At 70.6% G+C, this 21,548-nt stretch carries 21 protein-coding genes; 11 read left to right on the top strand and 10 right to left on the bottom strand.

What is annotated here, in order from left to right; all coding sequences use genetic code 11:
- Positions 1 to 10 precede the first annotated feature (10 nt).
- The 5 genes from ABZ863_RS12645 to ABZ863_RS12625 all read right to left on the bottom strand — a co-directional run bounded on the left by ABZ863_RS12645 (position 11) and on the right by ABZ863_RS12625 (position 5,227).
- Positions 11 to 1,288, bottom strand: coding sequence for a deoxyguanosinetriphosphate triphosphohydrolase (locus ABZ863_RS12645; protein WP_358534568.1), 1,278 nt, complete (start codon positions 1,286 to 1,288; stop codon positions 11 to 13).
- A gap of 16 nt (positions 1,289 to 1,304) precedes the next feature.
- On the bottom strand, positions 1,305 to 1,886 hold the full coding sequence (locus ABZ863_RS12640; RefSeq protein ID WP_358534758.1) for a YdcF family protein: 582 nt from the start codon (positions 1,884 to 1,886) through the stop codon (positions 1,305 to 1,307).
- 172 nt (positions 1,887 to 2,058) lie between these two features.
- Complete coding sequence (locus ABZ863_RS12635; protein ID WP_358534566.1) at positions 2,059 to 3,447, bottom strand: glycine--tRNA ligase; 1,389 nt, start codon at positions 3,445 to 3,447, stop codon at positions 2,059 to 2,061.
- Between the two features lie 68 nt (positions 3,448 to 3,515).
- Positions 3,516 to 4,175, bottom strand: a complete 660-nt coding sequence (locus tag ABZ863_RS12630; protein WP_358534564.1) for a class F sortase — start codon at positions 4,173 to 4,175, stop codon at positions 3,516 to 3,518.
- A 2-nt stretch (positions 4,176 to 4,177) separates the two neighbouring features.
- Positions 4,178 to 5,227 carry a hypothetical protein gene (locus tag ABZ863_RS12625; protein ID WP_358534562.1) on the bottom strand — a complete coding sequence of 350 codons (1,050 nt, stop codon included), beginning with the start codon at positions 5,225 to 5,227 and terminating at the stop codon, positions 4,178 to 4,180.
- A 226-nt stretch (positions 5,228 to 5,453) separates the two neighbouring features.
- Here ABZ863_RS12625 and ABZ863_RS12620 point away from each other — a divergent pair, with 226 nt between their 5' ends.
- From ABZ863_RS12620 to ABZ863_RS12570, 11 genes are all read left to right on the top strand, one after another.
- The gene (locus ABZ863_RS12620) at positions 5,454 to 5,849 is read left to right on the top strand and encodes a metalloregulator ArsR/SmtB family transcription factor (RefSeq protein WP_358534560.1); all 396 of its coding nucleotides are present in this window, start codon (positions 5,454 to 5,456) and stop codon (positions 5,847 to 5,849) included.
- A 100-nt stretch (positions 5,850 to 5,949) separates the two neighbouring features.
- Positions 5,950 to 6,399: a Fur family transcriptional regulator gene (locus ABZ863_RS12615; protein WP_358534558.1), complete on the top strand. Its 450-nt coding sequence runs from the start codon at positions 5,950 to 5,952 to the stop codon at positions 6,397 to 6,399.
- Positions 6,400 to 6,511: 112 nt separating this feature from the next.
- Positions 6,512 to 7,513, top strand: a complete 1,002-nt coding sequence (locus ABZ863_RS12610; RefSeq protein ID WP_358534556.1) for an Lrp/AsnC family transcriptional regulator — start codon at positions 6,512 to 6,514, stop codon at positions 7,511 to 7,513.
- Entirely contained in the window at positions 7,510 to 8,439 is a 930-nt protein-coding gene (locus tag ABZ863_RS12605; protein ID WP_358534554.1) for a polysaccharide deacetylase, read from the top strand. The genes ABZ863_RS12610 and ABZ863_RS12605 overlap by 4 nt, the downstream gene beginning before the upstream one ends.
- The gene (locus ABZ863_RS12600) at positions 8,436 to 9,203 is read left to right on the top strand and encodes an SDR family oxidoreductase (RefSeq protein ID WP_358534552.1); all 768 of its coding nucleotides are present in this window, start codon (positions 8,436 to 8,438) and stop codon (positions 9,201 to 9,203) included. Before ABZ863_RS12605 ends, ABZ863_RS12600 begins: the two co-directional genes overlap by 4 nt.
- Positions 9,204 to 9,253: 50 nt before the next feature.
- Entirely contained in the window at positions 9,254 to 10,795 is a 1,542-nt protein-coding gene (locus ABZ863_RS12595; RefSeq protein ID WP_358534550.1) for an ABC transporter substrate-binding protein, read from the top strand.
- Positions 10,792 to 11,817, top strand: a complete 1,026-nt coding sequence (locus ABZ863_RS12590) for an ABC transporter permease (RefSeq protein ID WP_358534548.1) — start codon at positions 10,792 to 10,794, stop codon at positions 11,815 to 11,817. Before ABZ863_RS12595 ends, ABZ863_RS12590 begins: the two co-directional genes overlap by 4 nt.
- A complete protein-coding gene (locus ABZ863_RS12585; RefSeq protein WP_358534546.1) occupies positions 11,810 to 13,528 on the top strand; it encodes a dipeptide/oligopeptide/nickel ABC transporter permease/ATP-binding protein in 1,719 nt (572 codons plus the stop codon). Before ABZ863_RS12590 ends, ABZ863_RS12585 begins: the two co-directional genes overlap by 8 nt.
- Positions 13,525 to 14,298: an ABC transporter ATP-binding protein gene (locus tag ABZ863_RS12580; protein WP_358534544.1), complete on the top strand. Its 774-nt coding sequence runs from the start codon at positions 13,525 to 13,527 to the stop codon at positions 14,296 to 14,298. The genes ABZ863_RS12585 and ABZ863_RS12580 overlap by 4 nt, the downstream gene beginning before the upstream one ends.
- Before the next feature lie 5 nt (positions 14,299 to 14,303).
- Positions 14,304 to 16,460, top strand: a complete 2,157-nt coding sequence (locus tag ABZ863_RS12575) for a zinc-dependent metalloprotease (RefSeq protein ID WP_358534542.1) — start codon at positions 14,304 to 14,306, stop codon at positions 16,458 to 16,460.
- A gap of 29 nt (positions 16,461 to 16,489) precedes the next feature.
- Positions 16,490 to 17,767 (top strand): amidohydrolase, encoded by a 1,278-nt coding sequence (locus tag ABZ863_RS12570; RefSeq protein ID WP_358534540.1) that lies wholly within the window; start codon positions 16,490 to 16,492, stop codon positions 17,765 to 17,767.
- Between the two features lie 3 nt (positions 17,768 to 17,770).
- On the opposite strand, the gene ABZ863_RS12565 is transcribed toward ABZ863_RS12570, so the two are convergent.
- From ABZ863_RS12565 to recO, 5 genes are read right to left on the bottom strand one after another with little or no spacing between them, the layout of a single operon-like run.
- Positions 17,771 to 18,481, bottom strand: a complete 711-nt coding sequence (locus ABZ863_RS12565) for a TIGR03943 family protein (protein WP_358534538.1) — start codon at positions 18,479 to 18,481, stop codon at positions 17,771 to 17,773.
- The gene (locus ABZ863_RS12560) at positions 18,478 to 19,500 is read right to left on the bottom strand and encodes a permease (protein ID WP_358534536.1); all 1,023 of its coding nucleotides are present in this window, start codon (positions 19,498 to 19,500) and stop codon (positions 18,478 to 18,480) included. The genes ABZ863_RS12565 and ABZ863_RS12560 overlap by 4 nt, the downstream gene beginning before the upstream one ends.
- Positions 19,501 to 19,917: a hypothetical protein gene (locus ABZ863_RS12555; protein ID WP_358534534.1), complete on the bottom strand. Its 417-nt coding sequence runs from the start codon at positions 19,915 to 19,917 to the stop codon at positions 19,501 to 19,503.
- On the bottom strand, positions 19,914 to 20,735 hold the full coding sequence (locus tag ABZ863_RS12550) for an isoprenyl transferase (RefSeq protein ID WP_358534532.1): 822 nt from the start codon (positions 20,733 to 20,735) through the stop codon (positions 19,914 to 19,916). Before ABZ863_RS12550 ends, ABZ863_RS12555 begins: the two co-directional genes overlap by 4 nt.
- On the bottom strand, positions 20,680 to 21,531 hold the full coding sequence (gene recO / locus ABZ863_RS12545; RefSeq protein WP_358534530.1) for a DNA repair protein RecO: 852 nt from the start codon (positions 21,529 to 21,531) through the stop codon (positions 20,680 to 20,682). Before recO ends, ABZ863_RS12550 begins: the two co-directional genes overlap by 56 nt.
- Positions 21,532 to 21,548: the final 17 nt, after the last annotated feature.

Raw genomic sequence — 21,548 nt, 5'->3', positions numbered from 1 at the left:
TCCTCGCTCGCTAGCTGTGCCGCCCCGTGTGCCACGCATGCCAGGCGTAGGCCTGCGCGTCGGTGAGCGAGGCGACCTGGTCGATCACCACCCGGAGCCGTTCCCTGTCGTCGCCGGCCGCGTGCCAGGCGGACTGGAAGATCGGGTCCAACGACTCCGGTGCCTGCCGTGCCACGACCTCGACGAGCTCGGCGAGCAGCTGGCGTTGTCCCTCCTGCATCACCAGGCGCCTGCGGTCGCTCATGACGTACCGCAGTGCGAGTGCCTTCAGCAGCGCCACCTCCGCGCCGACCTGCTCCGGCACGGCCAGCGCGGCGTCGTAACGGCGCACTGGGCCCTCGCCGTGCGCGGCACGGGTGCCGGTCACGGCAGCGGAGGCGAAACGGCCCACCAGTTCGCTGGTGAGCCGTTTCAGCGCGACCTGAGCCGCCAGCGACGAGTCGTATCCCGACCCCGCCAGCTCCGCCACCACCGGCAGGTTCAGCAGTTCCTTCGCCGCACTTTCCACAGTGGACACCGAGCTGGTGATGAAGTGCCGCGCGGCCAGCTCGGCCACCGCGGCGCGCTCGTCCGGATCGCCGAGCACGCCCAGCGAGATCCGGCCGGCGAGGACGCCGTCCTCCACATCGTGCACCGAGTACGCGACGTCGTCGGCCCAGTCCATGATCTGCGCCTCGATGCAGGTGCGCCCCTCCGGTGCGCCGGTACGCATCCAGGCGAAGACGTCGAGGTCGTCGGGGTAGACGCCGAACTTCGTCACCCCCGAGCGGCGCGGCCACGGGTACTTGGTCGCCGCGTCGAGACACGCACGCGTGAGGTTCAGCCCGAAGGCCGCGTCACCATCTCCCAGCACCTTCGGCTCCAGCCGGGTGAGGATGCGTAGCGTCTGGGCGTTGCCCTCGAAGCCGCCGCACGGCCGCGCCGCCTCGTCGAGTGCCTGCTCACCGTTGTGCCCGAACGGCGGGTGGCCGATGTCGTGGGCGAGACCGGCCGTGTCCACCAGATCGGGATCGGCGCCGAGCTCCTCGGCGATCCCGCGGCCGATCTGGGCGACCTCGAGCGAGTGGGTGAGGCGGGTACGCGGTACGCCGCTGACCTCCGCGCCTTCCCCCGGGCCCACGACTTGTGTCTTACCGGCGAGCCTGCGCAGCGCGGCCGAGTGCAGCACCCGGGCCCGGTCCCTGGCGAACGGTGTTCGCCCGTCCCCGCGGGCACCGGGCAGCGCGGCACGCTTGGGCGGCTCGGGCTGCCGTCGCTCGCGATCGTGCTCGGTGTACACGGCGTCCATCGCGCCACTGTATGCGCTAGGGCAAGCCCGTGCCGCCGATGTTGTCGGCCGGGTTTTTCGACAACCGGTAGTACAACAGCGCGCCGGTCTCCCTGACGATGTAGCGGGCCTGCGTCTCGCGAGTCTGCACGATCGGTCCCGTGTGGGTCGGCGACGTCCAGGCGCGGAAGCCGACGTCCTCGGCCATCGTCCTTGCCCGCAGCGAGTGCCATGGATCGCTCACGATCACGGCGGTGCTCCAGCCCCGGGCGCCCAGCTCCCCGGCCACCGCACGCAGCGAGCCGAGGGTGTCATTGCCCGCACCGACGGCGATGACGTTCTCCTCCGGCACCCCGTTTGCCGCCAGCCAGCTCGCCCCGGCCGCGGCCTCGCTGAAGACGTCGCCCCTGCCCTTGCCGCCGGAGGTCACGATGTGGGTGGCGACGCCCTCCGCGAGGAGGTCCCTGGCATGGGCGAGCCGGGCCGCGAAAATCCTGGACGGGGTGCCGTTGTACTGGGCGGCTCCGAGCACCACGATCGCGTCGACCTGCGGCCGCTCGTCCGCCCTGGCAACGTGCCACACCCGGAAGGCGGTCCCGCCGACGATGAGCAGCACCACGAGGCCGGTGCCGAAGAACGCCCGGCGGACCCAGCTGTGCGCCCGGGTGTGCCGAAGAGTGCCGGTCACTGGTCCATTCCTACCAAAAACAGGAGCCCTGTGCGGATGTTCAGAAATCCCCCAAGGCCACCTTGGTGGCCTTGGGAGCAATTCGACGTCCCTCGGGAGCGATTCAGCAGCCGACGAGGCGTGCGGCGAGGTAGGACTCGAGCTTGTCGATGGCAATGCGCTCCTGCGCCATCGAGTCGCGCTCGCGCACGGTCACCGCCTGGTCCTCCAGCGAGTCGAAGTCGACGGTCACGCAGTAGGGCGTGCCGATCTCCTCCTGGCGGCGGTAACGCTTGCCGATGGACTGCGCATCGTCGAAATCGACGTTCCAGTGCTTGCGCAGCGCCGCCGCGATGTCGCGGGCCTTCGGCGTGAGGTCGGCGTTGCGCGACAGCGGCAACACGGCGACCTTGAACGGTGCGAGCCGCGGGTCGAGCCGCAGCACCGTGCGCTTGTCCACGCCACCCTTGGCGTTGGGCACCTCGTCCTCGGTGTAGGCGTCGAGCAGGAACGCCATCATCGGGCGCCCCACACCGGCTGCCGGCTCGATGACGAACGGGCGGTACCGCTGGCCGGACGCCTGGTCGAAATAGGACAGATCCACACCGGAATGGTTCGAGTGGGTGGTGAGGTCGAAGTCGGTGCGGTTGGCGATGCCCTCCAGCTCGCCCCACTCCTGGCCGGCCGAGAACCGGAACCGGTACTCGATGTCGACCGTCCGCTTGGAGTAGTGCGAGAGCTTCTCCTTCGAGTGCTCGTAGTGGCGCAGGTTCTCCCGCGCGATACCGAGGTCGGTGTACCAGTCGGTGCGCAGGTCGATCCAGTACTGGTGCCACTTCTCGTCCTCGCCCGGCTCGACGAAGAACTCCATCTCCATCTGCTCGAACTCACGCGTGCGGAAGATGAAGTTGCCCGGCGTGATCTCGTTGCGGAACGACTTGCCGATCTGGCCGATACCGAACGGCGGCTTCTTGCGCGAGGTCGTCTGCACGTTCAGGAAGTTCACGAAGATGCCCTGCGCGGTCTCCGGACGGAGGTAGTGCAGGCCCTCCTCGGACTCCACCGGGCCGAGGTAGGTCTTGAGCATCATGTTGAACTCGCGCGGCTCGGTGTACTGCCCGCGCGTACCGCAGTTCGGGCAGGGCACCTCGGAGAGATCGTCCTCGTTCACGGCGGAACCCGTGCGCTCGGCGTACTCCTCGGCCAGCTGGTCGGACCGGAACCGGCGGTGACACGACAGGCATTCGACGAGCGGATCGTGGAAGGCGTTGACGTGACCCGAGGCGACCCACACCTCACGCGGCAGGATCACCGACGAGTCGAGGCCGACGACGTCGTCCCGGTTCTGCACCATGGTCTTCCACCACTGGCGCTTGATGTTCTCCTTGAGCTCGACACCGAGCGGTCCGTAGTCCCACGCCGACCGGGTGCCGCCGTAGATCTCCCCAGAAGGGAAGACGAAGCCACGACGCTTGCACAGATTGACGACGGTCTCGATGGTGTTGGCGGGCACTCCACGCTCCGGGAAGGAAAGTTGTGTTGCGGCTAGATTCCCAAGCGTATCCGGCGTGCGCGACCCGGCTACGGACGGGTGACCAGCTCCGCGGTGACGATCCGGTTGTCGACATAGCCGTCCGTGCCGCCGACATAGTCGCCACCACACGTGACGAGGACCAGGCGGTGCGGGCCGTCCTGCCCGAAGAGCCGCTGGGCCTGCCCTGGCAGCTCGTTCTTGTGGACGGTGAGCACCTCGGCGACCCGGTACACCCAGCGGCCGCCGCCCTCGTCGACGACGGTGACCTCCGCCCCCGGCGCCGTCCGCCACAGCTCCGCGAACGGCCCCGTCTGCCCCGCCCAGTTGACGTGCCCGGACAGCAGGGCCACCCCGCGGTCGGCGCCCAGCGTGGCGCCCCACCAGGTGGCTTCGTCCAGGCCGTCGGGAATGGGCAGGGTGCCGTCGGCGGACACCTCCTTGCGCACGAGCCTGGCCGTGCCGCCACCCGGCAGCCGCACGGTGCCGGGCGCCTGCCCCGCCGCGGCGGGGTCACGCACCGGCTCCGCGACCGGCACCGGCTCGACGGGTGGCGCCGCCGTCGCCCCGATGGTCGTGCCGACCGCCGGCGGCGGGGCGACGGCCGCCCGTTCCGGCGCCCGCTCACCCTGCAGCAGGACCACCCCGCCGGCCAGCCCAGCGGCTACGGCGAGCGCGCCCAGCCCTGCCGCGAGACGGGTGCGCCGCACGCTCACCGCTCCCGCTCGGCCACGGGTGCGGCCGTGCGGCGCCGGACGAGTAGCAGTGCCACGGTGCCCAGGACCAGTCCGCCGCCGAGCAGGCCGAGCCCCCACGGCAGCGCACCGTTCGCGGTGTCCTGAGCGGTGGCGCCTGCGGGGATCTTCACAGGCACCTGTGGTGGCGTGGTCTCGTCAGCCAGGTCAGCTCTGTCGGCCGTCGCCGGCGTAAAGCCGTCCGGCAGCGAGCAGCTGACCCCGCCGAGCACGAGCCGCGTGGTGACGTCACGCAGATCGGCACCCTCGGCATCCCTGACATGGCTGACGATCTCGACCTGCCAGCCCGCGGCGGCCGTCACGTCGCCGTCACGCCACTGCTCCTGCCGGAGCAGCTGCTCGAAAGCGGTGACCCTGCTGATCGCGACGTCGGACACGGTCGTCTCCGGCGCGGCGTCGGGCACCTCCATCGGCGGTCCGAACCGACGGTTGGACAGGGTGAGCGGCTCGTCGCCCTCGGGCAGGTCCACCGGTTCCAGCTCGCCGTCCTCGTCGCGGACCCACAACCTCTCGGCGGTCGTGGAGCTGGTGACCGAGTCGGCCCCGGCGCACTCGACGTGGCTCCTGGCGCCCTCGAACGCCACAACCGTCGCGTCCGCGGCAACGTCCCGCAGCGCGAAGTTGGCCTCGGCGGTCGCTGTCGGCACGGTGGTGTCCGTGAGCGTCGCCGTGACACGGTGCGAGCGGCTTGCTACGCCATCAGGGAACGGGCTCTCACCGTCGGCGAAGGTGCCCAGTGTCAGCAGGTAGTTGGGTCCGACAGCATCCCGTTCACCGTCGCTGCCCGGCAGTGCGAAGCGGTTCTGCGCGAGGGTGGAGGTGCCGGGCACCAGCGGCGAGCGTTGCGTCTCGCTGATGACCGAACCGCCGTCATCGCCGATCGCGAGTGCCGCGGCGTTGGCGTAGGCGACCGGGCCGGTGCGCTCGTCGACGGCTTCCTGTGCCTGCGCGAGGCCCGGCAGCCCGGCCAGTACGAGTGCGGCAGCGCCGGTAGCCAGCGTGCTCACGAAGCGACTCATGCTTCCCCCAGCGTGGTCCCTAACCAGTACAACGCGGTGTGCGCCGACCGCTCACTGCGGCCCGCGACACGCACCGCCCGGAACCGAACGTATCGAACCCACCCCCTCCGGCGACAGGCACCAGGTCGCGGAGCCGAGGTCACAGCCACCGGAGCACTAGGATGGTAGGGCAATCCCGTGATCACCCGCGACGACCAGGGCTGGAGAACCGAACATGCCGACGGCGAGCTCGAACGCGGCGCACACTCCCCTGCCCGGTGAGCCCGAGCGGCACGAGCACTCTGCGGCGCACGAACGGCAGCCGGTGTCGCCGACGCTGCCCGGCGCGACGCTCGCCGACGCCGGTGAGCTGCTGCGGGCGCTCGCCGCGCCCGTGCGGATCGCGATCGTCCTGCAGCTGCGGGAGGGCGACCGGTGCGTGCACGAGCTCGTCGATGCACTCGATGTCGCCCAGCCGCTGATCAGCCAGCACCTGCGGGTACTGAAGGCCGCGGGCGTGGTGCACGGGGAGCGCCGCGGCCGCGAGGTCGCCTACCGCCTCGTGGACGACCACCTGGCTCATATCGTCATCGACGCCGTCGCACACGTGCAGGAGGAGGGCCGGGCATGAGCGATGACGACCGGAGGGAGGAATCGCTCAGATTGACACAGCGCGCTCGTGCCTCATGGGCGTTGCTGCGGACCGAGGAACGAGGGGAGCAGGAACGTCCATGAGCACTTCGCTGAGCCGCGGGCGCGCACCGATGCCGGGCCGCAGGGCGACGAAACAACGCGCTGCCGTCGTGGAGCTGCTCGCCGAGATCGACGACTTCCGGTCGGCGCAAGAACTCTACGACGAGCTGCGCAAGCGCGGTGAGGGCATCGGCCTGACCACCGTCTACCGCACGTTGCAGTCGCTGTCGGAGGCCGACGAGATCGACGTGCTGCGCACCGAATCCGGCGAGGCGCTCTACCGGCGGTGCTCGGAGCACCATCATCACCACCTGGTGTGCCGGACCTGCGGCTTCACCGTCGAGGTCGAGGGTCCCGCGGTGGAACGCTGGGCGGAGAAGATCGCCGCGGGCAACGGCTTCTCCAACATCAGCCACACCGTCGAGATCGTCGGCACCTGCGCCGCCTGCGCAGCCCAGCTCGACCACCAGCCCGCCGCCGGCAGCTAGAACCCAGAACGTCACCCGGCCGCAGTCGGCCATCACTTCGCCCACGTTAAATGGGTGTGTCACCCATATTTTCTCCTTGACTTGAGAGATACCTTCACGCCAAATTACCCGCATGGGCGAAGTCGTCAAGCTTGCTGAGTCAGACCGGCGGATCGTCGCCGCGCTGCAACTCAACGGCCGGGCGTCCTGGCAGCAGATCGCGGCCGTCATCGACGCCAAGAAATCGACCGTCGCGCGGCGTGGACAACAACTGATCGAGTCCCGCGTCGTCGGCGTCACCGGGGTACTCGACCACCTGCGCTGCGGTCTCGGCATCTCCCTCATCGTCCGCTTGCGGTGCCGCCCCGGCAGGGCGAACGGCGTGGCCGAAGCACTGGCCGACCTGCCCGTGACGCGCTTCGTCACCGTTGTTTCGGGTAGTGCCGATGTCGCCGCCGAGATCGTGGTCCAGCAACATCAGGACGTCGCGGCAGTGCTGGTCGAGGATCTCCCGCGGCCCGACGACATCGTGGAGACCGAGTCGATGGTGGTCGTCCGCAAGTTCATGGCGTTCGAGGAGTGGGACACCGGCCTGCTCGGTCCCGACGCCGCCGCGCAGCTGCGCCACCCCGCGCCGGTCACCGATCACCGGTCCTGGCACGAGACCGAGCAGCTCACGGAGCAGGAGTTCGCGATCGCCAGGGTGCTCGCCGAGGACGGCCGCGCGACCTATGCGCAGATCGCCGCCGCGGTCGGTGCCAGCGAGTCGACGGCCGCCCGGCGCGTCGATTCCCTCGTCGCCCGCGGCTGCCTGCGCTTCCGCACCCTGTTCGAGACCCCGGTCCTCGGGCTTGATGTCAATTTCATGCAGTGGCTCGCCGTCGAGCCGGCCCAGCTGGAGAACGTGGGCACCCGACTGGCACAGGAGCCATCGACCCGTTACGTGAGCGCGACGACGGGCCGGTTCAACCTCTGCCTGCATGGTGCGTTGCGTGGCTACGGCGACCTGTACGACTACCTGACCAAGGTCGTCGGCTCGCTACCGGGCGTCCACGCCGCGGACATGACGCTGCAGGCCCGCACCCTCAAGCGTGGTTGGGTCCGCATCGACGACGACGGCAGGCGCGCGGAATGACCGACACCGACCTGCAACCGTGGCAATGGGACGAACCGATCTGGCGCAGGCACGTCAACCGGGTCCGCGCCGGGGCGAACCTGACACCACCGAGCTGGCCCGGCGGGGCCAGGGTGGCCGTGGCACTCTCCTTCGACGCCGACCACGAAACGATCCCGCTGCGCGACGCCGACACCAGCCCGGGCAGGCTCGCGCAGGGCGAGTACGGCGCGAGGGCCGCCGTGCCGCGCATCCTGCGGCTGCTCACCGAGTTCGACGTGCAGGCCAGCTTCTTCGTACCGGCCGTGTCCGCATTGCTGCACCCCGCGGAGATCGAGGCCTACGTCGCGGCCGGGCACGAGATCGCCGCGCACGGCTGGATCCACGAACGGAACACGCTGCTGAGCCCGGCCGACGAACTGGACCTCACCGCCAGGGCCTGCGACACCCTCGAGCGGCTCTCGGGCACACGCCCGGTCGGCATTCGCACGCCCAGCTGGGACTTCTCGGAGTCCACTCTGGACATCATCCGCCAGCTCGGGCTGCGCTACGACTCGTCGCTGATGGCCGACGACGAGCCGTACGAACTGCTCGCCGATGGCGTACCGACCGGGGTCGTCGAGCTACCCGTCGAGTGGATCCGCGACGACATGCCGTATCTCGGCATGGAACGGCACAGCGCGCTGCGCCCGTACACCCCGCCGCGCGCGCTGCTGGAGATCTGGCGCGACGAGTTCGACGCCGCCTACGCCGATGGTGGTCTGTTCCAGCTCACCCTGCACCCGCACGTCATCGGGCACCGCTCGCGGCTGGTGGTGCTGCGCCGGCTACTGGAGCACATCGCAGACCACTCCGGGGTGTGGTTCGGCACGCACGCGGACGTGGCGCGCACCTGCCTGCCGAACCCACCCGTCCCGACGACGACTCACGGTATGGAGCACACATGAGCAGGCACGTTCTGGTGACCGGCGCTGCCGGCGGTATCGGTCTGGCGATCGCCATGGCGTTCGCCGGACGCGGCGACATCGTCACCGGCGTCGACGCCCGCGAGTCCGAGCTCCTCGCGGCGATGGCACCGCTCGGCGGCAGGGCATTCATCGCCGACCTCGCCGATCCGGGGTGCGCCGCGGTCATCGGCAAAGCCACGGCCGCCGACGGCCCGATCGACGTGCTCGTCAACGCCGCGGGAATCTACCCCGCCACCGCGTTCGCCGACCTGACACCGTCCACATGGGACCACGTGCAGCACGTGAACGTGCGGGCGCCGTTGTTGCTCACGCAGGCGGTCGCCGCGGCGGGCAGGCCCGCGGTGGTCGTGAACATCAGCTCGTCCGCAGCGACCCGCGCACGACCGGGCGCCGCGCACTACTGCACCTCGAAAGCCGCGCTGGACATGGTGACCAAAGCCTGCGCGGTCGAACTGGCCGGCCAGGGAATGCGCGTCAACGCGGTCGCACCCGGTTATGTCGAAGTGGACAGTCCTGTCAACCCGGTCACCGAGGAATACGCCGGCGCCGTCTCGGCGAATCCGCTCGGCCGCGCCGGCCGAGCGGAGGAGATCGCGGCGGCAGCGGTCTGGCTGGCCGGCGACGACGCCGCGTTCATCACCGGGGCCGTGCTTCGCGTCGACGGCGGCGGAACCGCCGGGACCGCAGCACTGCCCCTGCACTTCCCCACCATGACGGCACTGCAGGAGGAAGGCTCCCTGTGAAGCACTCATCGTCGCCCCGCACCGCACGGCTGCCCCGCACGCTCGTGACCTTGACATCCGTCGTCAGCCTCGCGGCCCTCGCGGGCTGCGCGGCCGATCCCATCGGCACCGGGCCAACAGACACCGTGCGCACGGTTCTCAACAGCGACCCGTCCAGCTTCGACCCCGCGGAGGCGCAGGGGCAGCAGACCTTCCAGGTGGCGGGCCTGCTCTACGACACCCTGCTCCGCCGGGACAGTGACGCCGCGCTGGTCGGTGGACTTGCGACGAGCTGGGAGGCCGAATCCGCGTCGGAGTTCAGTTTCACCATCCGCTCGGACGCCACCTGCTCCGACGACACTCCGATCACAGCGTCCATGGTCGCGGATTCGCTGCGCAGGCTCGCCGATCCCGAAACGGAGTCGACGTGGCGCAACCTGGTCTTCGGCCTCGGCACCGTCGAGGTCACCGCCGACGACGCCGCGTCGACGGTGCGGATCTCCCTCTCCGAACCGTTCACCACACTCCCGCAGGGCATGGCGATCGCCCAGTCCGGCATCGTCTGCCCGGCGGGGCTGGCTGATCCGGAAGGGCTGGCCGCCGGCACGGTGCCCGGCGCGTTCTCCGGACCGTACACTGTGGAGGAAGCCGAGCAGGGTCTGAGCTACACCTTCGCGTTGCGTTCGGACTACGCCGCCTGGCCGGAGTTCGCCACGCCGCTCACCGGCACGCCGCCGAACCGGATCGAGGTCGGCATCTCCACCGATCAGTCCACTGTGGCCAACCAGATCCTCGCGGGAGACCTGGATCTCGGCCAGTTCGCCGACCCGGATGTGGCCGAGCGGTTCGCCAGCCAACCCGACGTGCACCAGTACCAGGTGACCTCGGCTACCACCTACGTCGTGTTCAACCAGCGCGAGGGCCGCCCGTTCGCCGACCGGCCCGAGCTGCGGCGCGGGGTGGCCTCGGCGATCGACCAGGCCGCGTTCAACGCCGTGTTCAGCAAGGGGACAGCGGAGCTGCTGACCTCCGTGGTGCCGGAGAGCTTCGCCTGCGTGAACACCGATCGCTCGCTGCTGCAACCACACGATCCGGACGCTGCCGCCGCGGCGCTGTCCGGGCTCGGGGACATCAAGCTGATGGGCAACACCGCCAACCGGCAGTACAGCGGCGGAGCGGACTACATCTACCAGGTGCTCACCGATGCCGGTGCGCAGGTGAGCATGAACAAGGTCGACAACGCGACCTTCTGGAGCACGCTTGCCGAGGGCGGCTCCGACTGGGACATCGTGTTCCTCGGTGACCTGAACTCCGTGGGTGCGATCAGCGCCTCGCTCGACCGCGTCATCGGCCCGAGCATCGAGGAGGGCGGCCGCAACTACAGCGCCTCCGACAATCCCGAGGGCGAGGCGGCGCTGGCGGAAGGGCTTGCCAGCACCGACGAGGCAAGCCGGTGCGCGGCCTTCGAACAGGCCCAGCGAACGCTGTTCGAGCGCGTCGACATCGTTCCGCTGGCCGGTAACCCGAACACCTACGTCACCAGCCCGGACCTGACCGTGTCGGTGTTCGACGACTACGTCGACCTGGCGACCATGCGGTTGGGTGCCGCATGAGTGTGGACACTGTGGACACCCCCGCCCCGCGGCCCCGCGGGCCGGGGGCACGCCGGGCGCGCGGCGGGTCGTCGTGGACCGCGTTCGCGATGCGGCGGTTCGCCGGGCTCGTGGGCACCGTGGTCACCGCCGTGGTGGTGACGTTCCTGATCGTTCCCCTGATCCCTGGCGATCCGGCGGTCAGCGCGGCCGGGCCGGACGCCACGGTCCGGCAGATCGAGGCCGCCCGCGCCGAGCTCGGGCTCGACCGGCCGGTGTTCGAGCGGTTCGCCGACTACGTCGGCGGGTTGCTGCAGGGCGATCTCGGGCACTCGTTCTCGCTGAACGCTCCGGTCGCCGACATCGTGGCGAGCCGGCTGCCGTTCACCGCGGGGCTCTCCTTCCTCGCCCTGCTGGTCGTTCTCGTCGTGGCTGTACCGCTCGGGATGGCGGTCAGCGCACTGACCCGAGGTGGCAGGCGAGGCAAGCTCGATGCGGCGTTCAACTACACGACGGCGTTCGTCGCCGCGATCCCGCCGTACGTGATGGCCACGCTGCTGGTGCTGCTGTTCGCCGTCACGCTGCAGCTGCTGCCACCCGCGTACACGCGGTCGCAGCCCGGCGTGTCGATGCTGCTGCCTGCGCTCGCACTGAGCATCCCGTCGATCTGTCTCATCTCGAGGGTCGTGCGGCGGGAGACGGCCGTCGTGCTCGAACAGGACTACCTGCGCACGGCGCGCGGCTGGCGGCTCGGCACGCTGCGGACCGCCACGCGATACGCGCTGCCGAACGTGCTCACCAGCACGTTGACGCTCAGCGGCATCATCCTGGTCGGGATGCTCGGCGGGGCCATCAGCGTCGAAACGGTCTTCAGCTGGCCCGGTCTCGGCCTCGGCGTGGTCAACGCAGTGGCCACAAAGGACTATCCACTCGTGCAGGGCATCGTGCTCGTCCTCGCTGTGGTCTCCGCCCTGATGACGATGGCCGTCGACATCCTGCTCGGGATCGTCGACCCGCGGGTGCGGGGAGATCACGATGGCTGACCAGGCAGCAGTGCGGCCGGGGCGGCTGCGCTGGAATCCCCCACTCGTCGTCGGTACCGTCCTGCTGGCGCTGACCGGCGTGACCGTGGTCATCGCGTCGCTGACCCTGCGTGGCACCGCGGAAGGCCTGAGCGCCGACACCGCCCAGCCGGTGTCGGCGGCGCACTGGCTCGGCACCGACGACTTCGGCCGGGACCTGCTCGCCAGGGCACTGGTCGGCGCACAGGCGAGCCTGGTCATGGCGCTGGCGGCGACCGCGATCTCGATGATCGCCGGAGTGCTGATCGGCACCGCGATCTGGACCGCACCACGCCGGCTGCGCGAGGTCGCGCTGCGGATCGTGGAGATCACCGTCTCCTACCCGGAGCTGCTGATCGCGGTGGTGATCGCGGCGATCCTCGGCGCAGGCCGCTGGCAGCTGGTGGTGGCCGTCGCGCTGGCGAACATCCCGGCGACAGCCCGCCTCACCGCCAACCTCAGCGGTGCCATCCACCAGCGGGATTTCGTGACCACAGCGCGGCTGACCGGCGTGCCACGCCGCGCGCTGATCAGCAGGCATCTGCTGCCCAACATGGCCGAACCACTGCTCATCCAGCTCGCGGCCAGCTTCTCCACCGGTCTGGTGGCGATGTCGGCGCTGTCGTTCGTCGGGCTCGGCGTGCAGACCCCCGACTACGACCTGGGCCGCCTGCTCGCCGACGGGCTGCCGTCGATCTACTCCCGCCCACTGGAAGTGGTCGGGCCGACGCTGTTGATCCTGCTGCTGTCGATCGGCGCGATGCTGGTCGGCGACGGTCTCGCCGCGGCAGCCGATCCGCGACTCGCCCGCAGACCGGCCGGCAGGGCCGCCGTGACGACCCGGCCCCGCTCAGCCGAGCCCGTGCCGGAGTCACAGCAGAGCGAACAGCAGAGCGAGTCGAGCGCACCGGTCGTGGTCCGCGACCTCGTGGTGCGGCGCGCGGACGGGACGTCGCTGGTGCACGGCCTGTCGTTCGAGATCAACCGCGGCGAGATCCTGGGCGTCGTCGGCGAATCCGGCAGCGGGAAGTCACTGACCGCACTGTCAATGGCGAGGTTGCTGCCAGACGGGCTCACCGCCGAAGCCAGTGCGCTGCGCACCGGCGAGACCGACCTGCTCGGCCGGCCGTCGCGCCGCGAACTGGCGGACGCGGTGGCGATGATCTATCAGGATCCGGGCACGACGTTCAATCCCGCGCTCCGGCTGGGCGCTCAGCTGACCGAGGTGTTGCGGGTCCACCGCGGGAAGTCCACAGTGGAGGCTCGCACGATCATCACCGACCTGCTCGCCGGTGTGCACATCACCGATCCGGAGCGCCTCATGCGCTCCCGCCCCTACGAGCTGTCCGGCGGTATGCGGCAGCGCGCCATGATCGCCGCCGCGCTGGCCGCCGAGCCCGCGCTGCTCATCGCCGACGAGCCGACCACAGCGCTGGACGTCACCGTCGCGGCGGGAATTCTGCGTGAGCTCGCCCGGATTCGGGACGAGACCGACACGGCGACCCTGTTCATCTCCCACGACCTCGGGGTGGTCGAGGAGCTGTGCGACCGGGTGCTGGTGATGAAGGACGGAGTGATCGTGGAAGAACTGTCCCGCGAGGCGCTACGCGCCGGGGACGTCAGCTCGCCCTACACCAGGATGCTGCTGGAGTCGGTGCCGCGCCTGTCCGGACACGGGGCGGTCCGCCGATGAGCGGACCTGCCGAGGGGCTCGCCGTCGACGGGCTCACCGTACGGTTCGGCCGCGGAGTGGGGGCGACCGTCGCGCTCGACAACGTCAGCGTGACCGTGCCGGCCGGGCACACCGTCGGGCTCGTGGGCGAGTCGGGATCGGGCAAGTCGACGCTGGCCAAGGCCATTCTGGGGATCGTGCCCATCGCCGCGGGCCGGGTGCGACTCGACGGGACCGAGGTCAGCGGGTTGGGACACAGGCAGCGGCACGCGTTCCTGCGCAGGGTCCAGATGATCCCGCAGGACCCGTACTCCTCGCTCAACCCGCGCCGCACCGTCGGGCAGACGCTGGCGGAGGCGCTGGATCCGGTGCGGGCCAGGGTGCGCAGCCACCGGGCGGAGATCGAGGCAGCGCTGGCGGAGGTCGCGCTACCAGGTGAGGCCATCGACCGGTACCCGCACGAGTTCTCCGGCGGCCAGCGCCAGCGCATCGCGATCGCCCGTGCACTCATCACCCGCCCCGAGGTCGTCATCGCCGACGAGATCACCTCGGCGCTGGACGTTTCGGTGCAGGCCGAGGTGCTGCGGCTGCTCGGCAGGCTGCGGCACGAGCTGAACCTGACGATGCTGTTCATCTCGCACAACCTGGCTGTGGTGGAGCAGGTCAGCGACGAGGTCGTGGTGCTCTATCACGGCGAGGTGGTGGAGTCCGGCGCGGTCGGCGACGTGTTCACCCGCCCTGCCTCCGACTACACCCGCACGCTGTTGGCCGCGGTGCCGGGGCAGCGGTGACACCGGTGACGCTCGACTGGAGCATCGCGGCAGAGCCGCAATTCCTGGTGCACGCGACCGTCACGGGTGGGCTGGGCGTGTCGGCAACGGGCCTCGACCGCGGTGAGATCGGACCATCATTGCTGTGCCGTGCCGATCCGGATGACCCCGGCAACGAGGTCATGGTCACCGCTTGCAACACGGCGTTCGGCCATTCCGGCACCACCGCGGCCGAGCGTGCGGCAGCGGCCCGCTCGTTCGCCGAGTCGGCGCTGGCACGCTGTCCGGTGACCACACCCGGCTCGTTCGATCCCGCTCCGCTCGGTCTGGTGGACCTGGTGAACGCCGGGCGCCGGCTGAGCGACGCCGCCGATGCCACGTTCGCGCTCGACCGGACGCTGAGCCGGCTGGAGCGCGTGGCGTGGTACGGCACTGTGCTCGCGATCGAGTCGGTGCTGACCTTCCGTGTGCAGCAGCCGCGGCCGGTCACCGGACAGACGCTGCGGGTGGGACCGCTGCCCCCGCTCGGCCATCCCGCTCCCGGCGACACCGTGAGCGTGCGGCAGCAGGTGACGCTGCGGCCGCTGCCGGCACCCGGTTACTCGCCACGACGGCTCGACCCGACCATCGGTGCCACGGCGAACCTCGCGGTGCACCGGTTCGACCTGATCGACACCCGCGACGCCGAGACCCCACTGGCGACCCGGTTCCGCCTCGCCGAGCCGATCGTGTTCCACCTGGACCCCGCGATGCCCGCCGCTGTCCGGGATGCCGTGCTCGACGGCGGTAACTGGTGGCAGGAGGCGTTCGCGGCGGCCGGACTCACCGGCGCGTACCGGGTGGAGCCCTTACCCGACGGGGTGGAGCTGACCGATCCGCGGCACAACATCGTGCTGTGGGTGCATCGTGCCGACCGTGGCTGGTCCATGGGCATGACCCAGGTCGATCCACGCACCGGGGAGATCCTGCGCGCCGTCGTCCGGCTCGGCTCACAACGGGTCGAACAGTTGCGTGCGCTCACCGAGAGCGTGCTGGCGCCGTACGACCAGGAGGATGGCGCGACCGTGGTGGCCGGAGTGGTCGCCGCCAGACTGCGGCAGCTCGCCGCCCACGAGATCGGCCACGGTCTGGGTTTCGCGCACAACTTCGCCTCACACCAGCATCCCCATCCCTCGGTCATGGACTACCCGGGTCCGGCGTTCGAGCTCGACGGGGATCGCCCCATCGCGCCCACGCCGTACGCGAGCGGTCCAGGCCCCTGGGACCGGCACCAGGTCGCGGCGCTCTACGGGACCGTCGAGGGCACAGCTGATTCGCTGCGCTACGTGACCGATGCCGACGCTCGCGGCGATGACGCCGCCGATGGCTGCGGTGCCACCTGGATCGCCCACGGGGAACCGGTCACCGCGCTGCGGGAGCTGCTGGCCGTGCGTGGGGCGGCGCTGCGCCGCTTCGGTACGGCGACCGTGCCGCCCGGCAGCGACGCCAACGAGCTCGAACGCCGCTTCCTGCTGCTCTACCTGCTCCACCGCCACCAGGCCACAGCCGTGGCCAAGCTGATCGGCGGCATCGAGCGACGCTACGCCGTCACCGCCGGACCGTCCTTCGACGGGACGGCGACGCCGGTCCCGCCTCAGGGACAGCGAGCCGCGCTGGACGAGCTGACCACATTGCTGACGCCGGAGTTCCTGCGCGTCCCCGACCACATCCGGCCCCTGCTGGTTGCACCGGCGGGCGGGCGCCCTCGCCGCGAGGGGCAGTTCGACCACCGCACAGCGGGATCCTTCGACGCCGCGGCAGCGATCGCGGCCGGCACGGATGTCGTGGCCGCGACGCTGCTGGCCCCGGCGAGGCTCAACCGGGTGGCTGAGGGCACCGGGCTCGCGTTGGGCGAACTGCTGGCCGCGACGGTCGGGCGGGCGATCGAGCTGCTCACCACCGCTGAGCGCGACCTGTGCACGGAGACGATCGGCTGGACACTGCTGCGCCGGTTCGAGCACACCGTGGCCGCTCCACAACTGCACCAGCACACCCGGATCGCCGCGGTCGAGGCCGTCGCGGCCGGGCCGTGGTGGCGTGACACCGGCCGCTCCGCGCTTCGCACTCGCTGGCAGGTGGTGGAACGGGCGGCGTTCGAACACGCCGCCGAACTACCCGACCTGCCCGCCGGCACACCCATCTAGCCCCCCGCAGAAGAGGAACGAGGAACGCAATGACCCGCGCCGCCGCGCTGTCCGCCGGCCTTTCCGACCGCATCGCCGAGCTGGCCGAGCTCTACCGAGATCTGCACGAGCACCCCGAACTGTCCTTTCAGGAACAGCGCACGGCCGCGCTGGTGGCCGCCCGGCTGACCGCGGCGGGGTTCGAGGTCACGGCCGGGGTCGGCGGCACGGGCGTTGTCGGTGTGCTGCGCAACGGTGCCGGGCCCTCGGTGCTGTTGCGGGCGGACATGGACGCGCTGCCGGTCGGGGAGGCGGACAGGGTTCCCTACCGCAGTCGAGCCACGGCAGCAGGCCCGGACGGCATCGTCGGTCCCGTGATGCACGCCTGCGGGCATGACGCACATGTCACCGCGCTGCTCGGGGCAGCCGACCAGCTCGCGGCACGGCGAGACCACTGGTCGGGCACCGTGCTCGCCGTGTTCCAGCCCGCGGAGGAAATCGGCGCGGGTGCCCGCGCGATGCTCGACGACGGCTTCCTCGACCGGTTCCCGCGCTACGACGTCGCGCTCGGCCAGCACATCACGTCGGCGCCCAGCGGGCACCTCTACGCACGGCCGGGTGTGTTCATGGCCGCCGCCGACAGCCTGCGGGTGACGGTCTTCGGCAGGGGCGGGCACGGTTCGATGCCGCAGGCGACCGTAGACCCGATCGTGATCGCGGCGGCGATCGTGCTGCGGCTGCAGACGATCGTGTCCCGCGAGATCGCCGCCACCGATGTCGCCGTGGTCACCGTCGGGGCGATCCGGGGCGGGTCGAAGGAGAACGTGATACCGGCGGAGGCGGAGCTTAAGCTCAACATCCGCACCTTCGATGCCGATGTGCGCAGGCGTGTCCTCGCCGCGGTGGAGCGCATCGTCAAGGCGGAGGCGGCCGCCGCCGGGGCGCCACGGGAACCGGAGATCGCACCGATCAACGACTTCCCGTTGCTGGTCAACGATGAGGACACCACCCGGAAGGTGGTAGCGGCGTTTACCGAGTCGTTCGGCGAGGACCAGGTGCACGAGACCGGCCGCAAACCGGGCAGTGAGGACTTCGGCTGCTTCGGCACCGCCGCCGGCGTCCCCTCGGTGTTCTGGAACTTCGGTGGTTTCGACCCCGCCCTCTACCCCGAGGGGCCCGACCTGCCGCAGCGTGCCGTGGCGGCGGGCACCGCACCGGGCAACCACTCCCCCGAGTTCGTGCCGACCGAGATCGAGCAGACGCTGCAGCGGGCGACCGAGGCGCTGTTGACCGCCGCGGCGATCTGGCTCAGCCCGGACGGCGGTTAGCCCTCAGTACTCGTAGGGATCCGGCGGCTCGGGCACCTGGCGCAGGGTGCGCACCGTGAACGCCGGGGTGTACCCGCCGCTGGCGGCGGTGTTGACGTCCGGCACGACCTGACCGGTCACCTCGACCCAGGTGTCGGCTGGCAGCCCGTCCGCCTGCTCACCACGAAGCTGCACCCGCACCGGGAACCCGTCGGCCGCGCAGCATCCGATCACCATCCGCGCCAGCAGCGTGCCCTGCTCGGAGTGCACCAGGAACCCCGTCAGTGACACGGTGCGACCGTTCAGCGAACCGGCCTCGTCCCAGCCCGCGCGGCTGACGAAGTCCGTCAGCCGCAGCGCCACCACAGCACCGGGCGGCAACGGCGGGAACGACGTACCAGAACCGGCCGGCGCGGCCGTGCCGCCCCTGGCTCGGGTCACCGAGTCCGACCCGAGCGCGGGCGGCGCGACGAGGAACACCGCGAGCACCGGCACCATCAGCAGCCACGCCGAGCGCGCCGGATGGTGATGCTCGTGCACAGTGGTGGGCTGCCGCGCCGCACGGATGTCCCGGATCATCGCGACCGCACCCAGCAGCACGATCACCGCACCGGCGGCGAGCAGCCACGGCCGGTGCGCCGGCTTGACGTAACGCAGGTAGTCCCCGGTGACGGCGATCTTCAGCAAGGCCCCGCCGAGCAGGAGCAGCAGGACGTTCTGCGTTTCCCGCCTCATCGCGCGCCCCCGAGGAACAGCAGGCCTGCCACCACAGCGCAGCAGATCGCGACAACGAACGTCGCCGGCGCGAACCGCAGCGCGAACGACCTGCCGAACGTGCCTGCCTGCAATGCGAACAGCTTCGCGTCGACCGCCGGACCGACGACGAGGAACACCAGCCTCGGCAGCAGCGGCAGCGCCGACAGCGAAGCCGCCACGAACGCGTCCGCCTCACTGCACAACGACAGCACCACCGCGAGCACCGCCATGACGAGGATGCCGAGCACGATCTGGTCGGCCAGCGCACCGAACCACTCCCCCGGCACGAGCACGCCGAGTGCGGCGGACACGAGGGCACCGAGTACGAGGAAACCACCGGCATCCACGAGGTCGGCGCGCGCGGTTTCGGTGAACACCCGCCACCTGTCCCTGCCCTCGACCTCGGGCAGCCTGCGCAGCGCCTGCTCAGCGATCCATTCCAGCTTGCCCCAGCGGATCCACAGCCAGCCCATGACCATCGCGGTGGCGAGCGAGGCGACGAAACGCGCGAGGACCATCCCCGGCTCGCCGGGAAACGCGACCGCCGTGGACACGATGACCACGGGGTTCACAGCCGGTGCGGCGAGCAGGAACGTCAACGCGGCCGCCGGTGCGACCCCCTGGCCGATGAGCCTGCGAGCCACCGGTACCGACGCGCACTCACAGCCGGCGAGCACCACACCGGACAGCCCGGCGACGCCCACCGCGGCGCTCTCGGACCGGGGCAACACCCTGCGCAGCACGCGGGCGGGCACGAAGGCCGCGATCGCGCCGCTGAGCAGCACACCCAGCACCAGGAACGGCAGCGCCTGCACGCATACCGCCACGAACACCGTCGCACCAGTGCGCAACGCCGGCACGTCGAACGCCGACTGGAGCAAGGACTGCCCGAGGATCGCCAGCACGAGCAGCACGCACAGCACCTCGATCGAGGTGATCCGCCCCCGGCGTTGCGGGGCTGGGCGTGGCTCAGCGCGGGTGGACGAGTCCTGCGGCACTCACGACCCCGTGCGCAACAGGTCTGAGCGCACCTGCGACGCACTGGACACCACCAGCATCAGCAGGGTTCCCAGCGGCGCCGGGTCGAGTCCCTGAGCCGGGAATGCGTAGCGCAGGGTCAGGTCCATGCCCCGCTCGGTGCGCACGATGCCGAGTGTGCCGAACAGGCCCTGCCCCGCGCGTTCGGCCACGGCCGCGGCCAGCTGCGGATCATCGGGTAGATCCCACGCGACGACACAGGTCAGGCTCAGCACGGCAAGCCCATCGGCCAGCTGCATGGCCTGCACGACACACGGCACGTCGGAGTGCGCGAAGGTGAGCGTGCCATCGTCGTCGACACGCACGTCCAGATACAGCTCCAGCGCCTTCTTGGCGGCGGTGAGCAGCACCGCGGTGTCAGCGGCCTCCGAGCTCATGCTGTTCCCTTCGTGGCGGCGTCGACCGCGGCGCCGAAGCGACGGTCCCGCTTGGCGTACTCCAGGCACGCCTCCCACAACCTGCGCCGGTCGAAGTCGGGGAACAGCGTGTCCTGGAAGACGAACTCGGCGTAGGCCGCCTGCCACAGCATGAAGTTCGACGTCCGCAGCTCACCCGATGGGCGCAGGAAGAGGTCGACGTCGGGCAGATCGGGCTGGTACAGGTACTTCGCGATTGTGCGCTCGTCGACCTTGTCGGGGTTGATTCTGCCCTCGGCGGCGAGCTTCGCGATCCGCTTCACGGCGTCGCCGATCTCGGCACGGCCGCCGTAGTTGACGCACATGGTCATGTTGAGCAGCGTGTTGTGCCTGGTCTTCTCCTCGGCGGCCTGCAGCTCGTTGATGACGCTGCGCCACAGCTTCGGGCGGCGGCCCGCCCAGCGGATGCGCACGCCGATCGAGCCGAGGTAGTCGACCTGGCGGCGGATCGTGTCCCGGTTGAAGCCCATGAGGAACCGCACCTCGTCCGGGCTGCGCTTCCAGTTCTCGGTGGAGAAGGCGTACACCGACAGCCATTTGACGCCGAGTTCCACCGCGCCGCTGGCGACGTCGATCATCACGGCCTCGCCGCGTTTGTGCCCTTCGATGCGGGGCAGACCCCGCTGGTTGGCCCACCGGCCGTTGCCGTCCATCACGAGCGCGACGTGGTTGGGCACCAGCTCCGCCGGGATCTGTGGTGGGCGTTCCCCGGACGGGTGCGGGTCAGGCGCCCGCACCACTTCCCGCGACGTCGCCGCCTCGCGTCCCCTGCGCAGCACCTGTCACCTCCGAATCGCCGGACACCCCGTCCGACCCTAACGTCCCTGCCATCGCGGCCTCACGGGCACGGCGCTCGACGAGCGGAAGCGAGCGCAGTTGCCGCTCCAGATGCCACTGGAGGTGCGCCGCGACCAGCCCGCTGGCGTCGCGGCGCACCGCGAAGGTCGTGTCCTCGGCCACCGTCCAGTCACCGTGCAGCAGCGCCGCCAGCAGCACGAGCACCTCGGGTGCGGGGTGGACCGATCCGGGCACCCTGCACCGCCCGCACAGTGAGCCGCCTGCCTGCACGTTGAACGCGCGGTGCGGGCCAGGGTCACCACACCGGGCACATTCGGTGATCGCCGGCTCCCAGCCGGCGAACGCCATCGCCCGCAGGAGGAACGCGTCGAGCACGAGCGACGCATCACGCGTGCCGTCGGCCAGCGCCCGCAGCGCGCCGGTGACCAGCAGGTACAGCTTGAGCGCCGGCTCGCCCTCCTCGGCGGTGAGCCGGTCGGCCGTCTCGGCGATGGCACTGGCCGCCGTGTACCGCTGGTAATCGCCCACGATCGGCAACGCGAACGCGTCGACTGTCTCGACCTGCGTGACGACATCCAGCGTGCGGCCGGTGTAGAGCTGCAGGTCCACATGCCCGAACGGCTCGAGCCGCGCGCCGAAGCGGGATGTGGTGCGCCGCACGCCCTTGGCGACGGCACGCACCTTCCCGTGCCGCCGGGTGAGCAGCGTGATGATGCGGTCGGCCTCGCCGAGCTTGTGGACCCGCAGCACCACGCCGGTGTCCCGATAGAGACTCACGGTGTCATCGTCCCACG

The sequence above is a fragment of the Saccharomonospora sp. NPDC046836 genome, assembly GCF_040645195.1.
In the GTDB taxonomy this organism is placed as follows: Bacteria; Actinomycetota; Actinomycetes; order Mycobacteriales; family Pseudonocardiaceae; genus Prauserella_A.
This window is presented reverse-complemented; position numbering and strand designations above follow the sequence as displayed.

What these genes read in the sequence shown, in the direction of transcription:
- ABZ863_RS12645 (WP_358534568.1), bottom strand. Translation starts at nt 1,288, where the DNA reads ATGGACGCCGTGTACACCGAGCACGATCGCGAGCGACGGCAGCCCGAG.
- ABZ863_RS12620 (WP_358534560.1), top strand. Translation starts at nt 5,454, where the DNA reads ATGCCGACGGCGAGCTCGAACGCGGCGCACACTCCCCTGCCCGGTGAG.
- ABZ863_RS12615 (WP_358534558.1), top strand. Translation starts at nt 5,950, where the DNA reads ATGAGCACTTCGCTGAGCCGCGGGCGCGCACCGATGCCGGGCCGCAGG.
- ABZ863_RS12610 (WP_358534556.1), top strand. Translation starts at nt 6,512, where the DNA reads ATGGGCGAAGTCGTCAAGCTTGCTGAGTCAGACCGGCGGATCGTCGCC.
- ABZ863_RS12605 (WP_358534554.1), top strand. Translation starts at nt 7,510, where the DNA reads ATGACCGACACCGACCTGCAACCGTGGCAATGGGACGAACCGATCTGG.
- ABZ863_RS12600 (WP_358534552.1), top strand. Translation starts at nt 8,436, where the DNA reads ATGAGCAGGCACGTTCTGGTGACCGGCGCTGCCGGCGGTATCGGTCTG.
- ABZ863_RS12590 (WP_358534548.1), top strand. Translation starts at nt 10,792, where the DNA reads ATGAGTGTGGACACTGTGGACACCCCCGCCCCGCGGCCCCGCGGGCCG.
- ABZ863_RS12585 (WP_358534546.1), top strand. Translation starts at nt 11,810, where the DNA reads ATGGCTGACCAGGCAGCAGTGCGGCCGGGGCGGCTGCGCTGGAATCCC.
- ABZ863_RS12580 (WP_358534544.1), top strand. Translation starts at nt 13,525, where the DNA reads ATGAGCGGACCTGCCGAGGGGCTCGCCGTCGACGGGCTCACCGTACGG.
- ABZ863_RS12570 (WP_358534540.1), top strand. Translation starts at nt 16,490, where the DNA reads ATGACCCGCGCCGCCGCGCTGTCCGCCGGCCTTTCCGACCGCATCGCC.
- ABZ863_RS12565 (WP_358534538.1), bottom strand. Translation starts at nt 18,481, where the DNA reads ATGAGGCGGGAAACGCAGAACGTCCTGCTGCTCCTGCTCGGCGGGGCC.
- ABZ863_RS12555 (WP_358534534.1), bottom strand. Translation starts at nt 19,917, where the DNA reads ATGAGCTCGGAGGCCGCTGACACCGCGGTGCTGCTCACCGCCGCCAAG.